At 67.9% G+C, this 18,235-nt stretch carries 2 protein-coding genes; both read right to left on the reverse strand.

Annotation, left to right across the window (positions count from 1 at the left end):
- The coding region (locus A5691_RS29055) for a non-ribosomal peptide synthetase (RefSeq protein ID WP_197694471.1) at positions 1-7,680 on the reverse strand (7,680 nt) is incomplete at its 3' end.
- Positions 7,677-18,235 (reverse strand): non-ribosomal peptide synthetase (locus A5691_RS29060; protein ID WP_156734764.1); only part of this gene is annotated, 10,559 nt, incomplete at its 5' end. The genes A5691_RS29060 and A5691_RS29055, both read right to left, overlap by 4 nt.

Here is an 18,235-nt window from a genome sequence, read left to right on the forward strand (position 1 = left end):
GAGCTCACCGGCATCAAGCACACCAATCGAGGACAACCGCGCCTGGGCATCAGCCGTCATCGCCACCAACACCCGCTGGAACCGTTTGATCAGTGCTCGAACGATTTTGGTGTCGAACACGTCGGTGTCGTATTCGACGCGCACGCCCAGTTCGGACCCGGGCGTGGCCTGCATGGTCAGGGGGTAGTGATTGGATTCGCGGCTGGTGAACTCGGTGATGGCGAGCCCGTCGGCGCCGGCCAGCGCGGCGGTGTCGACGGGGTAGTTTTCGTAGACGAACAGGGTGTCGAAGAGTTGGTCGTGGCCGGTGATGCGGTGAATCTCGTTGAGCGCCAGGTGTTGATGGTCGAGGGTGTGGTTGTGGGTGTCGTGCAGTTGGTGGAGCAGCTCGGCGGTGGTCATGGTGGTGGTGATGTGCGCGCGCACCGGCACGGTGTTGATCAGCAGGCCGACCATGCGGTCGGCTCCCGGTATCTCGACGGGCCGTCCCGAGACCGCGGTGCCGAAGACCACGTCATGGTGGCCGGTCAGTCCCATCAACAGTTGCGCCCACGCCGCCTGCAGCACGGTGTTGACCGTGGTGTGATTCGAGCGCGCCAACTCAGCGACTGACTGGGTGATTGCCGCGGGAAGGCGGTCGGCCTCAACGGCCCGCGTTCCCAATGTCAACCGGCCCGGCGGACCGACGAGGGTGGGGGCGTCAAGCCCGGCCAGCGCTTGGGCCCAGGCGTCGCGGGCGGCGTCGAGGTCGCGCTCGGCCAGCCAGCTGACGAACCGGCGATAGGGTGTCACGGCCGGCAGTCGCCGGCCTTGGTAGCAGGCGAAGATCTCGTGCAGCAGGATCGGTAGCGACCACCCGTCGAGCACGATGTGATGATTGGTGAGCACGATGCGGTGCCGCTCGTGGGCGGTGCGGATCAACGCCACCCGGAAGGCCGGCTGGTCATTGGGGTTGCACACCGCGGCGCGTTCGGCGGCACACAAACGCGCGAGTTGATCTTCCGCGTCGGTTTCGAATACGACTGATTGCCAAGGTATTTCAGGCACAGCCGGAACGACTTGCACCGGTTGGTCGAATTGTCGACAGAATCGGGCCGCGAGGTGGGGGTGGCGGCTGATGACGGTGCGGACGGCGTCGTGCAGCCGATCCGGGTCCAGCGGACCGGCCACCGAAATCTGCAGCTGGAGCGCGTAGACGTCGTCCGACTCGTGCGTGGTGGCGTGGAAGAGCAGCCCTTCTTGGAGTGCGGTGAGCGGCAGGATGTCGGCGGTGTCGTAGTGGTTTTGAAGGTCGTCGATTTGGTGTTGGGTGAGCCGGGCGGGGGTGATGTCGGAGGGGGTCAGGCCGCCGCCGCCGTGCTGGACGTGGGTGCAGATTCCGGTCAGGGCGTCGAACCACAACTGGCTGAGCCGGGCGATGTGGGTGTCGTCGAGAACGGACGTGGCCCAGGTCCAGGTGGCGTTGAGCTGAGGGCCGGTGTCGGTGTCGATGGTGGCGGCGTTGAGCTCGGCCGTGTGCGACAGCGGCATCGGCGCCGTGCTGGCCACGGCTATGGCCGACAAGCCGTCCTCGCTGATCAGCCAAAGCTCATCGATGGCCCCGGGCGCGGTCGCACTGAGCCGTCCTAGGTAGTTGAATCCGATGGTGGGGTCGGGTGCGGTTAGGGCGGTGTCCGGGTTGAGGTAGCGCAGCAGTCCGTAGGTCAGGGGGTGGGGCGCGGCGCGCAGTTGTTCCTTGGCGCCCTTGACGATCGGGCCCAGTGCGGGGTCGCCCGCTGCTATATGGTCCCAGCGCAGCCCACCGACGTTCAGTGCGACGGGGTATTTGGTGGTGAACCAGCCCACGGTGCGTGACAGATCCACCGCGTCGGCCAGGTCGTCGTGGCGGCCGTGGCCTTCGACGTCAATGCCCACGGTTTGGCCGGTGGAGCCGAGGAATTCGGTCCAGGCCAGGGCGTAGGCGATCAGCAGGATTTCGTGGATGCCGGTGTGGAAGGCCGCGGGTACGTCGGTGAGCAACACCCGGGTGGTCTCGGTGTCCAGGGTGGCGGTGAGGTGCCCGGCGCTGGTGTAGGTGTCGCCGGGCTGCGGTGGGGGCAGCGCGGCCGCGGTCGCCGCGACGTGGTTCCAGGTGTCGGCCTGCGAGACGACGGCCGGGGTGTGGGCGTGCTCGTCGAGCAACGCGGCCCACCGCTGGAATGAGGTGCCGATTTGGGGCAGGGTGATCGGCTGGCCGTGGTGGTGCTGGGCCCACGCGATGTTGGTGTCCTCCAACAGGATCCGCCATGACACCGCATCGACGGCCAGATGGTGAACGATCAGCACCAGCTGGCCGGTAGTGGAGACCCACAACGCGCTGAGCATCACGCCACCGCCGGGGTCGAGCCGGGACCTCGCCTGGGCGAGGACATCATCGGTCAGCGCGTCGACGGTGTGCAGGCACTGAGCGCCGTCGACCGCCCCGGGTCCGGGAACGGTCAGCGACCGCCCACTCGTATCGGCCCGCGCCCGCAGCATAGGGTGGCGGTCGAGCAGTGCTTGCAGGATGACGAGCGCGTCGTCGTGGGTCGCTTCGGTCGGTGCCTGCAGCACCATGGATTGGTTGAACTGGTCGATCGGGCCGTCAATGTCGAACAGCCAGTGCATGATTGGCGTGGGCTTGACGGACCCGATCCCGTCGTCGGTGGTCCGTTGATGGCCGTCGGTGATGCCAGGGATGCGGGCCAGCCGCGCCACGGTCTGCTCGACGAAGATGTCACGGGGGCGGCAGGCCAACCCGGCCGCGCGGGCCCTGGCGACTACTTGCATCGACAGGATGCTGTCGCCGCCGAGGTCGAAGAAGGAGTCGTCGACGCCGACGCGCTCGACCCCGAGGATCTCGGCGTAGATGGCGGCCAGGACTTCTTCGACGGGGTTGGTCGGGGCGCGGTAGCGATCGACATCCACGTAGTCGGGGGCGGGCAGGGCGCGGGTGTCGAGCTTGCCGTTGACCGTGATCGGCAGGGTGTCCACCACGACGATCGCGGTGGGCACCATGAAGCCGGGCAGCCGCTCGGCCAGCGCGGCGCGCGCCGCAGCGGGATCGGCGGTGCCGGTGATGTAACCGACTAGCCGCCGGTCACCGGGACGGTCCTCACGGGCGATCACCGCAACCTGTCCGACGTCTGGGAGTTCGCCCAGGGCCGCGCGGATCTCGCCGAGTTCGATGCGGTACCCGCGAATCTTCACCTGTTCGTCGGCGCGCCCCAGGTAGTCCAGTTGCCCGTCGGGTCGCCAGCGCACCAAGTCCCCACTGCGATACATCCGGGTGCCGGGCGGGCTGTAGGGGCAGGCCACAAACCGGGCCGCGCTCAGCCCGGGCCGGCGCCAATAGCCGATCCCGACGCCGCGGCCGGCGACATAGAGTTCGCCAACGACGCCGGGCGGGACGGGACGCAGCCAGGGGTCGAGGACGAACAGCGCCGCGCCGGGCACCGGTAGGCCGATGGGGACCGCGGCCGAACCGGGCGCCAGCGGGGCGCTGATGGTGGCATAGACCGTGGTTTCGGTGGGGCCGTAGCCGTTGACCATCACCCGCCCGGGCGCCCAGCGCTCGACGATCTCGGCTGGGCAGGCCTCTCCGGCGGCCACGAGCGCCAACGGCTGTAGCCCGGCGGGGGAGAGCATTGCCACCGCTGACGGGGTCTGACTCAAGACGGTGACGTGTTCGGAGATCAGCAGGGCGCGCAGCTCGTCGGGGGAGCGGGTCACCTCCTCGGGCACCACCACCAACCGCCCGCCGTGCGCCAACGCACCCCAGATCTCCCACACCGAAAAGTCGAACGCATACGAATGGCACTGCGTCCACACCTGCTTGGGCTCCAGCTCGAAACCCACCTCCAGTGCGTCGAACAGGCGGGTGACGTTGTGGTGCGTGACCGCAACCCCTTTGGGCACCCCGGTCGTGCCCGAGGTGTAAATGATGTGCGCGACATTGTCGGCTGCCGGTGCCGGCAAATCCGTACTCGGCTGGGCGTCAATCCGCGGGTCGTCGACGTTGACGACGATGAAGGCGTGCCCGTTCAGCCGTGGGCGCAACGCTGTGGTGGTGAGCGCGGCCACCGGCCTGGAGTCGGCCAGCAGGAAGTCGATCCGCTCGTCGGGCAGCGCCGGGTCGATCGGCAGGTACGCCGCGCCGGTCTTGAGCACCGCCAAGATCGCCACAATGGCCGCACCGGAACGCGGGAGGACCAGTCCCACGCATTCACCCGGGCCGGCACCGTAACCAATCAGCAGATGAGCCAGCCGGTTTGACGCACCATCGACCTCGCGGTAGGTCCAGGACTGTTCCCCGAACCGCAGCGCCACCGCTTCCGGGGCCCGCAGCACCTGCTCGGCGAACAGCGCCGGAATCGACACCGCCGCCGCGGCCTGCTCCAACACCGGCCACCGGCCCATCTCGCCCAGACGGGTGAGCTCACCGGCCTGGAGCACATCGAGCGACGACAACCGCACACCCGGATCAGCGGTCATCGCCACCAACACCCGCTCCAACCGCTCCACCACCGCGGCGACCGTGCCGGCGTCGAACACGTCGGTGCGGAACTCCACCGCACCCGAAATCCCAGCCGGCTCACCCTCATCGGTGAAGCGCTCAGCCACGTTGAACGTCAAATCCATCCGGGCGGTATGGGTGGTGATCGGCACCTGGGACACCTGTAAATCCCCCAACGCCAACCCCGGATCAGCGCCGGTGCCCGGCAGGTTCTGCCAGGCCACCATCACCTGCACCAGCGGATGATGAGCCAGCGACCGCGCCGGGTTGAGCCGCTCAACCAGCACCTCGAACGGCACGTCTTGGTGGTCATAGGCGGCGAGGCTTTGCCTCCGCACCTGGCCGAGCAACTCATTGACGGTCGTATCACCCGCGACGTCGACGCGCAGTACCAGTGTGTTGACGAAGAACCCCACCAGGCCCTCGAGCGCGGGGTCGCGTCGCCCTGCGATCGGAAAACCCACCGGCACATCCGAAGTCGCGCTCAGCCGCGACAACAACACCGCTAACGCGGCCTGAACCACCATGAAACTCGTCGCGTTGCACTCCCGGGCCAGCGCACGCACCCGCTGCTGTAACTCCGCCGGCCACTCCACCGGCACCGTCGCCCCACGCAGATCGGCCACCGCCGGATAAGGCCGATCTGTGGGCAACTCCAACCGCTCCGGCATCCCCGCCAGCGCATCCTCCCAATACGCCAACTGCGCGGCAAAGCGACTGTCGCCATCATCGAGATCACCCAACTGCGCGCGCTGCCACACCGCGTAATCCGCATATTGCACTGGCAATTCGGCCCAGTCAGGGGCTTCGCCGCTGCACCGGCTGGCATACGCGACATTCAGGTCACCCACGAGCGGGGTGATCGACCAGCCATCCGCGGCGATGTGGTGCACCACACCCACCAGCACGTGGTCGTCGTCGCCGACGCGGAAAAGCTGCACTCGGAAAGGAATCTCGGCCCTCAAGTCGAACGTGCGCCGCGCCACGGCGTCGATGGCCTCATGAAGCGCGCCCGGGGACCACCCGGCGGCGTCGGTGACGTCCACAACGCCGGCGCAGTTACTCGGCAGCACGCGCTGGAAGGGCACCCCGTCGACGTCGGGGAACACCGTGCGCAGCGATTCGTGCCGGCCTATGACGTCGTCCACGGCCATCCGCAACGCAGTCAGATCCAGCGTTCCCCGCAAACGCAACGCCACCGTCAGGTTGTAAACCGCTGAAGGCCCGTGCAATTGGTCGAGAAACCAGAGCCGAATCTGCGCGAAGGACAGCGGAATGACTTCCGGCCGTTGGACGGCCAGAAGAGGCTGAAGGCGGCTGTCATCGCCACCGATGTGTGCGGCCAGTTGCGCGACCGTTGGCGCGTCGAACAGAGTCTGCATTGACAGGTCGGTGGCCAGGTCGGAGCCGATCGCCGCGATCACGCGCATCGCAGAAACCGAGTCGCCTCCGAGGTCGAAGAAAGAGTCGTCGACTCCGACCCGGTCGATGCCGAGAACGCGGGCATAGATGCCGGCGAGGATGTCCTGGGTGGGATCCTTCGGAGCGCGGTACCGCTGACCGTTGGTGTACTCCGGCGCCGGGAGGGCTCGGGTGTCGAGTTTGCCGTTGACCGTCAGCGGCAGCGTTTGCAAGACGACGATGGCCGACGGAACCATGTATCCGGGCAGCCGCCGGGCCAGTGCCTCCCGTGTGACAGCGGGATCGACTGCTCCGGTGGCCGTTTCGGTGAGGTAGCCGACGAGCCGCCGGTCACCGGGCCGGTCCTCTCGGGCGATCACCGCGGCCTGTCCGACGCCCGGGAGTTCGCTCAAGGCGGAGCGGATTTCGCCGAGTTCGATGCGATACCCGCGAATCTTCACCTGTTCGTCGGCGCGGCCGAGGTAGTCGAGTTGGCCGTCCGGCCGCCAGCGCACCAGGTCCCCGGTGCGATACATGCGGGTTCCGGGCGGGCCGAATGGACAGGCCACGAAGCGCGAAGCGGACAGTCCGGCCCGGCGCCAGTAGCCCACCCCGACGCCGCGGCCGGCGATATACAGCTCGCCGACCACCTTGGGCATCACGGGACACAGCAACTCGTCGAGGACGAAGAACGCGGCTCCCGTGATCGGGGACCCGATGGGTGGCGAACCCGATCCCGGCAGCAGTGGAGCACTCTTGGACGCCCACATCGTGGTTTCCGTCGGGCCGTAGACGTTGGTCATCACCCGTCCGGGCGCCCAGGCATCCACCAGCGCCGGAGGACAGGCTTCGGCGCCGATGACCAACGCCGTGGATTCCAGTCCCTCGGGGGACAGGGTGCTCACTGCCGACGGGGTCTGCGTCAGCACGCGGACGCGCTCTTTTGTCAGTAGGTTGTGGAATTCGCCGGGTGATCGAGCCACCGACTCGGGCACCACCACCAGACGCCCGCCGAACAGCAACGCGGCCCAGATCTCCCACACCGAGAAGTCGAACGCGTAGGAATGGAACTGCGTCCACACCTGGTCCGGGCCCAGTCGAATACCGATGTCGAGCGCGTCGAAAAGCTGGGTGACGTTGTCATGCGTGACCGCAACGCCTTTCGGCACCCCGGTGGTGCCTGAGGTGTACACGATGTGGGCTATGTCATCGGGCGCGGGGAGGGGTAAGGCGGTGTCGGGTTGAGCGTCGATGCGAGCGTCGGCGGTATCGATGACAGTCAGGCCGCATCCGTCCAGTCGCGAACGCATCTCCGCGGTCGTCACGACGGCGATCGGGGTGGCGTCGGTGAGCATGAACTCGATGCGGGACCGCGGATGCATGGGGTCGATCGGCAGATACGCCGCCCCGGTTTTGAGCACCGCCAGGATCGCCGTTATCGCCTCGGCGCACCGGGGGAACAGCAGTGCGACACACACGCCCGGTCGCGCGCCGTGCTCGATCAGCAGATGTGCCAACCGATTAGCGGCCTCGTCGAGCTCGCGGTAGGTCATCGAGCGGCCTTCGAAGGTCACGGCCAGCGCCTCGGGGGTCCGCGACACCTGGGCGGAGAAGAGCGCCGGAACCGATAGCGGCACCGCGGGCCGGGTCAATGCGGCGCGGTTGCTCCAGTCGTCCAGGCGCGCGTGTTCCGTCTCGTTGAGCAGATCGATGGACAACAATCTCCGCGTCGGATTGGTGGTCAACGTTGTCCCCCTAGGTCGGTGGTCATGGCCACCAACGCGCGCTGGAAGCGGTCGATCAGTGATTCGATGGTCTCGGCGTCGAGCACGTGGCTGTCGTATTCGACGCGAAGAAGCAATTCGCGGTCGGGGCGGGCCTGCATTGTCAGCGGGTAATGACTGGATTCGGTACCGGTTAAGTCGGTGATCGCCAGCCCGTTGGTGTGCGACAGCGCCGTGGTGTCGATCGGGTAGTTCTCGAACACGAACAACGTGTCGAAGAGCTGGTCGAGCCCGGTGATGCGGTGAATCTCCTTGAGCGCCAGATGTTGATGATCCAGGGTGCGCTCGTAAGCGGTGTGCAATTGCCCGAGCAGGTCTGCGACGGTGGTGGCCGGGGTGATGGTGGCTCGGACGGGGATGGTGTTGATCATCAGACCCACCATCGTTTCCGCGCCGACCACCTCGGTCGGCCTGCCCGAAACAGCCGCCCCGAATACGACGTCGCGCCGGCCCGTCATGGACATCAATACCTGTGCCCAGGCGCCCTGCAGCACCGTGTTGACGGTGGTGTGACAGGAGCGGGCCAGTTCGTTGACGGCCTGGGTGGTGCCCTCCGGCACGCGAGCCGACGCGAGGCCTCGGGTTCCCAGCGTCGGGGTGCCCGGCGGTGCGACCAGAGTCGGGGTGTGGAAACCGGTGAGCACCTCGCGCCAGGCCTGCTCCGCGGCGTCGAGGTCGCGCTTGGCGAGCCAGGTGACGAACCGGCGATATGGGACGGCCGCCGGTAGACGTTGGCCGTAATAGGTAGCGAAGATCTCTTGCAGGAGCACGGGCAGCGACCAGCCGTCCAGCACGATGTGGTGATTGGTCAACACCACTCGGTACCGCTCCGGCGCGGTGCGGATCAACGCAACGCGAAACGCGGTCGAACCCTTCAGGTCACACACCGCCGCGCGCTCGGCGTCACATATGCGCTGTAACTGCCCGTCGGTATCGCAATCGAGTTCGACGTACTGCCAGGGCGTTTGGGTGTCGGCCGGGATGATCTGCACCGGCTGGTCGAATTGTGTGCAGAACCGGGCGGCGAGGTTGGGGTGGCGACTGACGACGGTGTCCACGGCGCCGCGGAGGCGATCCGCGTCGAGCGGACCGGAGACGGTGATGTCGAGCTGCATCGAGTACAGGTCGCCGTCGCGGTTCTGGGCGGCCGCGTGGAACAGCAATCCTTGCTGGAGGGGAGTGAGCGGCAGTATGTCGGCGATCCGGAAATGCCGCTGGAGTTGGTCGATTTGGTGCTGGGTGAGACCGGCGGGGGCGATGTCCGAGGGGGTGAGTCCCCCGCCGCCGCGCTGGACGTGTGCGCAGATCCCGGTAAGAGCGTCGAACCACAGCTGATTGAGCCGGTCGACCTGCGCGTCATCGAGCGCCGAAGGTGCCCAGGTCCATTGGGCCTCCAGGTGGGGCCCGGCACCGGCGTCCACGGCGCCCGCGCTGAGTTCCAGGGTGTGTGCGACTGGCATCGGCACCGCGCTGGCGAAGGTGGTGACCGCCAGACCGTCCTGGCTGGGCCGCCAGAGATCGCCGGACGCCTCGGTGCCGTGCAACCGTCCGAAGTAATTGAACCCGATCGCCGGATCCGGCCCACCCAATGCGACGTCGGCGTTGAGGTAGCGCAGGAGGCCATACGTGATGCCGTCGGGCAGGGCCCGCAGTCGTTCCTTTGCGCGCTTGACGAACGCCCCGACCGCGGCGTCACCGGCCACCAGTTGCGCCCAGCGCGGCCCGACGACCGGTAACGCCGCGGGGTATTTGGTGGTGAACCAGCCCACGGTGCGTGACAGCTCGACATCGGTGGTGAGGTCCTCGTAGCGACCATGTCCCTCGACGTCGATCGCGATCGACCCGCCCTCGTCGGCGCCCGAGAACTCACCCCACGCCAACGCGAGGGCGATCAACAGGATGTCCTGGACGCCGGTGTGAAACGCGGTGGGAACCTCGCCGAGCAGGAGGCGGGTGGTCTCGGTGTCGAGGGATGCCGTGAGGTGCCCGGCGCGGTCGTAGGTGTCAGTCTCGGGCTTGACCGGGGGCAGGGCGGCTTGGGCGGGCAGCGACCGCTGCCACACTTCGGTCTGGTCGATGACTTCGCGCCGCTGCGCATGCTCGGCAAGGAGTGCCGCCCAGCGCTGGAAGGATGTGCCGCCCGCCGGCAGCGCGACCGGTTGGCCGCTCAGGCGCTGGGCCCAGCCGATGTTCAGGTCTTCCAGGAGGATTCGCCAGGACACGGCGTCCACGGCCAGGTGGTGGATGATCAGCACCAGCTGGCCGGTGGTCACCCAGACCGCGCTGAGCATTACGCCGGCAGAGGGGTTGAGCCGTGACCGGGCGATCGCCACCGCGTCTTCGGTCAACTCGTCGACGGCGAGCAGGCAGCTTTCGGCGTCCACCGCACCGGTCCCGGGCGCCGTCAACGACCACTCGCCGGCGTCGAAGTTGTCGACACGCAGCCGCAGCATCGGGTGGTGGTCGAGCAGGGCTTGCAGGAGCGCGACCACGTCGGGCCGGGTGACGCCGTGGGGTGCCTCGATCATCATCGTCTGATTGAACTGATCGACGGGCCCGTCGATGTCCCACAGCCAGCGCATGATCGGGGTGGGTATTACCGGGCCGATGCCCGCGTCGAGCGGGCCGATGCCGTCGCTGATCTGGGCGACGCGGGCCAGCCGCGCCACCGTCTGTTCGACGAAGATGTCTCGCGGGCGGCAGATCACGCCGGCCGCGCGGGCCCGTGCGACCACCTGCATCGACGAGATGCTGTCGCCGCCAAGGTCGAAGAAGGCGTCATCCACTCCGACGCGATCGAGTCGCAGGACCTCGGCGAAGATGCCCGCCAGGATTTCCTCGATGGCATCGGACGGCGCACGATAACTTTCGGAGGCCTGGTAGTCGGGCGCGGGCAGGGCGCGGGTATCGAGTTTCCCGTTCACGGTGGTCGGCAGCGCATCGAGCACCACCACCCCGGCGGGCACCATGTAGCCAGGCAGCCGCTCCGCGAGTGCGGCGCGCGCGTCGATCGGATCGGCGGTTCCCGTGATGTAGGCGACCAGCCGCTTGTCGCCCGGATGGTCTTCGCGCGCGATGACCGCGGCACGCTCCACGCCGTCGAGTTGGCTTAGCGCGGCATGGATTTCGCCTAGCTCGATGCGGTACCCGCGGATCTTGACCTGCTCGTCGGCGCGTCCGAGGTAGTGCAGTTGGCCGTCGGCGCCCCAGCGGACCAGGTCCCCGGTGCGGTACATGCGTGCCCCATGGCCCCCGAACGGGCAGGCCACGAATCGTGACGCCGTCAGCCCCGCGCGGCGCAGATACCCGATGCCCACGCCGTGGCCGGCGACGTACAACTCACCGATCACCCCGGACGGCACCCGGCGCAACGACTCGTCGAGGACGAACAGCGCCGCTCCGGGTACCGGACTCCCGATGGGCACCACCCCGGATCCGGCCGTCAGCGGCGCGCTGATCGCGACGCACATCGTCGTCTCCGTCGGGCCGTAGGCGTTGATCATCACCCGCCCGGGCGCCCATTGATCGACCACGTCGGCCGGGCACGCCTCACCGACCACCACCATCGCCGCCGACTCCAAACCCTCGGGCGGCAACACGGCTGCGGCGGAGGGGGTTTGCGTGAGCACGTCGACCTGTTCGGCGACCAGCAGGTGGTGGAAGTCAGTCGGCGACGCGGCGATGTCCTCGGCGACCACCACCACGCGCCCACCTCGTAGGAGCGCACCGAAGATCTCCCACACCGAGACGTCGAAGGCCAGCGAATGACATTGCGGCCAGACGCCCGGATGCGGCAAACCGCCGTCCAGTGATGCCAGCAGCTGCGTCACGTTGTGATGGGTGATGGCAACGCATTTCGGTGCGCCGGTGGTTCCGGAGGTATAGATCAGATACGCGATGTCGCCGTGGCCGGGCGCGGGTGGTGCGGTCCTTGGGTGGTCACCGACCGCGCCATCGGTGACATCCAGCACCACCAGTCCGTGCCCGGCCAGCCGCGGCCGCAGGTCGGGGGTCGTGACGGCGGCGATCGGCGCGGCGTCGTCGAGCATGAACTCCATCCGGGAAGCCGGCACCGCCGGATCGATCGGTAGGTAGGCCGCTCCCGTCTTGAGCACCGCCAGCATCGCGGTGATGGCCTCGGCGCAACGGGAGAACAACAGCGCGATGCATTCGCCCGGGCCCGCGCCGTGCCCGATCAGCCGGTGCGCCAGTCGATTCGACGCGACGTCGAGTTCGCGGTAGGTCCAGGACCGCGTCCCGTCGGTGATCGCGATCGCATCGGGTGTCCTCGCCACATGGCCGGCGAACAAGGCCGGAATCGACAGCGGTGTGGGGCCCGGCCGGTCCAACATCGCCCTGTTGGACGTGGCATCGAGGCTGGCGTGCTCCTCGGCGTCCAGCAGATCGATGGACGACAACCGGGCCTGAGGGTCGGCGGTCATCGCGCGCAGTAGCCGCTGGAACCGGCCGACAAGCGTGTTGATCGTCTCGGGCGCGAAAACATCCGTGCGGAATTCGACCGTTCCCCGAATGCCCGCCGGCGCACCGTCGTCGGACCAGTGTTCGGACAGCGAGAAGGTCAAATCCATGCGAGCGGTGTGGGTGTCGAGCGGCAATGGTGTGATCTCGAGGTCGCCCAACTCAAGCCCGGCGACGGGGTCGCTCCTATGGCCGGGCAGGTTCTGCCACGCCAACGCCACCTGGGCAAGCGGATGATGGCTCAGCGAGCGGGTCGGGTTGAGCCGCTCGACCAGCACCTCGAATGGCACATCCTGGTGCTCGAAGGCCAGCAGGCTGCGCCGCCGCACTTGGGCGAGCAATTCGGCGACGGTCGGGTCTCCTGCCGCATCCACCCGCAGCACCAAGGTGTTGACGAAGAAACCCACCAGGTCATCGAGCGCGGGATCACTGCGGCCGGCGATTGGGAATGCCACGGCCACATCGGAATTCGAGCTGAGCCGCGCCAGCAGAACCGCCAGGGCGGCTTGGACCACCATGAAGCTGGTCGCGTTGTGCCCGCGGGCCACCTCGGCGATGCGCTGCTGCAATTCGGCCGGCCAGTCCACGGACACGCTGTCGCCGCGCTGATCGGCCACCGAGGGATAGGGCCGATCCGTCGGGAGCTCCAAGCGTTCGGGCAAGCCGGCCAGGGCGTCTTCCCAATACTTGAGCTGCGCGGCGATCCGGCTGTCGGAATCGTCGAGCACACCGAACCGCGCCCGCTGCCACAACGTGTAGTCCACGTATTGCACGGGCAGTGGGGGCCAGTCGGGGCCGAGCCCCCGCCCTCGCGCCCGATAGGCCTCGCTGAGGTCGCGGATCAACGGCGCCAGCGACCAACCGTCAAAGGCGATGTGGTGCACCACGCCGACCAACACGTGCTCGTCGGCGTCGACACGAAACAACTTTGCCCGCAGCGGAATCTCGGAATCCAAACCGAAGGGGTGGCGCGCCGTTTCGTCGACGGCCTCGTCGAGCCTGGCCGGCACCCAATCGGTCGCGTCGATGACGTCCCAGCCGAAATCCGCCCGGTCGGCAGGGACGATGAGTTGCTGGGGCAGTCCATCGGGCGCGGGGAATATCGTGCGCAGGCTTTCATGCCGGGCGACCACATCGGCGAGCGCGTCGCGCAGCGAATCCGCATCGAGGGCACCGCGCAGCTTCAGTGCCACGGCCACGTGGTAAACCCCTGAGGGGCCTTGCAACTGGTCGAGAATCCACAGCCGATTCTGGGTGAACGAGAGCGGAATCACCGCCGGGCGGTGCCCCGCGGTCAACGGCTCACGGTGGCGGGCCTCGCCGTCGACGAGTGGCGCCAATTGCGCGATCGTGGGTGCGTCGAACAACGCGTGCACAGCCAGGTCGGTGTCGAGACCGGTGTTGATGGCAGCGATCAACCGCATTGCCGACAGCGAATCCCCGCCCAAGTCGAAGAACGAATCGTCGACGCCCACCCGGTCGACACCCAGCACGTGGGTATAGGTGCCGGCCAGGATCTCCTCGACCGGGGAGGCCGGGGCGCGGTAGCGACCGCGGTCCTGGTAGTCGGGCGCGGGCAGGGCCCGGGTGTCGAGCTTGCCGTTGACCGTCAGCGGCAGTGCCCCCAACACCACGACGGCGGCCGGCACCATGTGGCCGGGCAGCCGTTCGGTGAGCGTGGCGCGCGCCGCGGCGGGATCGACTGTCGCGCCGATGCTTTCGACGACGTATCCGACCAGCCGTTTGTCGCCGGGCCGGTCTTCGCGGACGACGACGACGGCCTGATCGACACCGCCGAGTGCGGTCAGGGCGGCCTGGATCTCCGTGAGCTCGATCCGATAGCCGCGGATCTTGACCTGCTCGTCGGCGCGCCCGAGGTAGTCGAGCTGCCCGTCGGTCCGCCAGCGCACCAGGTCGCCGGTACGGTACATCCGCGTGCCGGGGGCGCCGAACGGGCTGGCCACGAATCGAGCCGCGGTCAGGCCCGCCCGACCCAGGTAGCCGACGCCAACGCCGCGGCCGGCCACGTACAGTTCGCCGACCATGCCGGGTGGGAGCGGGCGCAGCCAGTCGTCCAGGACGAACAGTGCCGAGGTCGACACCGCAGCCCCGATCGGTACCGTCCCCAGACCTGCGGTCAACGGGGCGCTCAATGTGGCGTACACGGTGGTTTCGGTGGGGCCGTAGGCGTTGATCACCACGCGCCCGGGCGCCCACCGGTCCACCAGCTCGGCCGGACACGCCTCGCCGCCGAGCAGTAGCGCGACCGAATCCAGGCCGTCCTGGGGAAGCGCCGCGGCCGCCGACGGCGTCTGGGTGAGCACGGTGATCTGTTCGGCGACGAGCAGGGCGTGGAAGTCTCTCGGTGAGGCCGTCACCCGCTCGGGCACCACCACCAGTCGCCCGCCGCCGAGTAAGGCCGCCCAGACCTCCCAGACGGAAAAGTCGAACGCGTACGAGTGACACTGCGTCCAAACCTGCTCGGCGGGTAGGTGGGCTGACGCCGACTCGACCAAGTGGGCCACGTTGCGATGGCTAATCGCAACGCCTTTCGGCACACCCGTGGTTCCCGAGGTGTAGATGACGTAGGCGATGTCGTCGGCTGCCGGCATAGCAAGCGCGGATCGGGGTTGGGCCATCATGCGGTCGTCGGTGATGTCGACGACGGCCAGTGGGCGCCCGGCCAGCCGTGGTCGCAGCCCGGTGGTGGTGACCGCGACGCTCGGCGCGGCGTCACTCAACATGAATTCGATCCGCTCGTCGGGCAGCGCCGGGTCGATCGCCAGGTATGCCGCCCCGGCCTTGAGCACCGCGAGCATGGCGATGACGGCCTCGGCGGACCGCTCGAGCAGCAGCGCCACGCATTGCCCGGGGCCGGCGCCGCAACCGGATATCGAGTCAGCCAACTGATTCGAGGCTTCGTCGAGATCTCGGTAAGTCAACGACCGGACCCCGTCGCGGATGGCTACGGCGTGCGGAGAGCGGACCACATGGCCGGCGAACAGTTCCGGAATCGTCACCGGTGCGGGTGCGGACCCGGTCAGCGCCGCCCGATTGCCCATGGCGTCGAGGCGGGCGCGCTCGTCGTCGTCGAGCGCGTCGGTCGCCGACAAGGGGAGCCGCGGATCGGCGATCATGGTCAGCAGGACCCGTTCCAGCCGATTGATCAGTGTGTCAACGGTTTCCGCATCGAACACGTGAGTGTCGTACTCGACACGGAAGCCGAGCTGGGCTCCGGGCGTGACCTGGACGGTCAGGGGGTAGTGATTGGATTCGTGGCCGGTGAACTCGGCGACGGTCAATCCGTCGACGGCGGCCAGCGCGGCGGTGTCGACGGGGTAGTTTTCGTAGACGAACAGGGTGTCGAAGAGTTGGTCGTGGCCGGTGATGCGGTGAATCTCGTTGAGCGCCAGGTGTTGATGGTCGAGGGTGTGGTTGTGGGTGTCGTGCAGTCGGTGGAGCAGGTCGGCGGTGGTCATGGTGGTGGTGATGTGCGCGCGCACCGGCACGGTGTTGATCAGCAGGCCGACCATGCGGTCGGCTCCCGGTATCTCGACGGGCCGTCCCGAGACCGCGGTGCCGAAGACCACGTCATGGTGGCCGGTCAGTCCCATCAACAGTTGCGCCCACGCCGCCTGCAGCACGGTGTTGACCGTGGTGTGATTCGAGCGCGCCAATTCGTTGAGCGCCAACGCGTCTTGCTCGGATATGGCGAACGAACTGGTGCTCTTGGGACCGGGCTTGAGCCGGCCCGGCGGACCGACGAGGGTGGGGGCGTCAAGGCCGGCGAGCGCCTGGGCCCAGGCGTCGCGGGCGGCGTCGAGGTCGCGCTCGGCCAGCCAGCTGACGAACCGGCGATAGGGTGTCGCGGCCGGCAGTTGCCGGCCTTGGTAGCAGGCGAAGATCTCGTGCAGCAGGATCGGTAGCGACCACCCGTCGAGCACGATGTGGTGGAACGTCAGCACAATTCGATGGAGACTCTCTCCGGTGCGAAGCAGAGCAACCCGGAAGACGGGTCCGGCGGTGAGGTCACCGACCGCGGCCCGTTCGTCGGCGCAAATCCCTTGGATCCGATCATCGGCTTCGACGGCCTCGTATCGCCATACCGCCAAGGGGTGGGCCGGAATGATTTGCACCGGTTGGTCGAACTGCCGGCAGAACCGAGCGGCCAGGTTGGGGTGGCGCTCGACGACGGCGCGGACGGCGTCGTGCAGCCTGCGCGGGTCGAGTGGGCCGGCGACCGTGACGTCGAGTTGCATCGCGTACAGATCGCCGAGATCCCGAGCGGTGGTGGCGTGGAAGAGCAGTCCTTCTTGGAGTGCGGTGAGCGGCAGGATGTCGGCGGTGTCGTAGTGGTTTTGGAGGTCGTCGATTTGGTGTTGGGTGAGCCGGGCGGGGGTGATGTCGGAGGGGGTCAGGCCGCCGCCGCCGTGCTGGACGTGGGTGCAGATTCCGGTCAGGGCGTCGAACCACAACTGGCTGAGCCGGGCGATGTGGGTGTCGTCGAGAACGGACGTGGCCCAGGTCCAGGTGGCGTTGAGCTGAGGGCCGGTGTCGGTGTCGATGGTGGCGGCGTTGAGCTCGGCCGTGTGTGACAGCGAGATCGGCAACGCGGCGGCATCGCCGGCGACCACCAGGCTGTCCGGGCTGATCCGCCACAGGTCCTCGGGAATGTCCTGTCCGCCAAGACGTCCCAAGTAGTTGAATCCGATGGTGGGTTCGGGTTCGGTGAGGTTGGTGGTGAGGTAGCGCAGCAGTCCGTAGGTGGCGGGGTGGGGCAGGGCGCGTAATTGTTCTTTGGCGGCCTTGATGATCGGGCCCAGTGCCGGGTCTCCGGTGACGACACGGTGCCAGCCCGGTCCGGCGACGGTGAGCGTGGCGGGGTATTTGGTGGTGAACCAGCCCACGGTGCGTGAGAGGTCGAGGTCGGGAGCCAGGTCGTCGTGGCGGCCGTGGCTTTCGACGTCGATGCAGACGGGGTGTTCGCCCCGTCCGAGGAATTCGGTCCAGGCCAGCGCGTAGGCGATCAGCAGGATGTCGTTAATGCCGGTGTGTAAGGCCGCGGGGACGTCGGAGAGCAACACCCGGGTGGTCTCGGTGTCCAGGGTGGCGGTGAGGTGCCCGGCGCTGGCGTAGGTGTCGCCGGGCTGCGGTGGGGGCAGCGCGGCCGCGGTCGCCGCGACGTGGTTCCAGGTGTCGGCCTGTGCGATGACCGCCGCGGTGTGGGCGTGCTCGTCCAGAAACGCGGCCCAGCGCTGAAACGAGGTCCCGCCGGGGGGCAGGGCGATCGGCTGGCCGCCGCGGTGCTGGGTCCACGCGATGTTGACGTCTTCCAACAGGATCCGCCACGACACCGCATCCACGACCAGATGGTGAACGATCAACACCAACTGGCCGGTGGTGCTCACCCACAACGCACTCACCATCACCCCGGCGGCGGGATTTAGCCGAGACAGGGCCTGGGCCAGCACCTGATCGGTGAGCGCCTCGACGGTGTGTAGGCACTCACCGGCACCGACCGCGCCGGGGTCGGCAACGGTCAACGACCGCGCGTTGGTGTCGGCACGCAGTCTGAGCATGGGGTGGTGGTCGAGCAGCGCCTGCAGGATGGCGAGCAGGTCGGCGTGGGTGGCCCCGGTCGGGACCTGGAGCGCCATGGTTTGGTTGAACTCATCGATCGGGCCGTCAATGTCGAACAGCCAGTGCATGATCGGGGTAGGCGTGATCGGCCCGATGCCTTCGTCGACGAGTTGTTCGCGGGCCTCGGTGATCCCGGGGATGCGGGCCAGGCGGGCCACGGTCTGCTCGACGAAGATGTCGCGGGCACGGCAGGCCAACCCCGCGGCGCGGGCGCGGGCGACCACCTGCATCGACAGGATGCTGTCGCCGCCGAGGTCGAAGAAGGAGTCGTCGATGCTGATGCGGTCGAGGCCGAGGACTTCGGTGTAGATGGTGGTCAGGAGTTCTTCGATGGGGCCGGCGAGCTGGTGCCGCACCGGCAGGTCGCCGCCATGGACCCCTTCATGATGACCAGAAC

This window comes from Mycobacterium sp. E183, assembly GCF_001667735.1.
In the GTDB taxonomy this organism is placed as follows: Bacteria; Actinomycetota; Actinomycetes; order Mycobacteriales; family Mycobacteriaceae; genus Mycobacterium.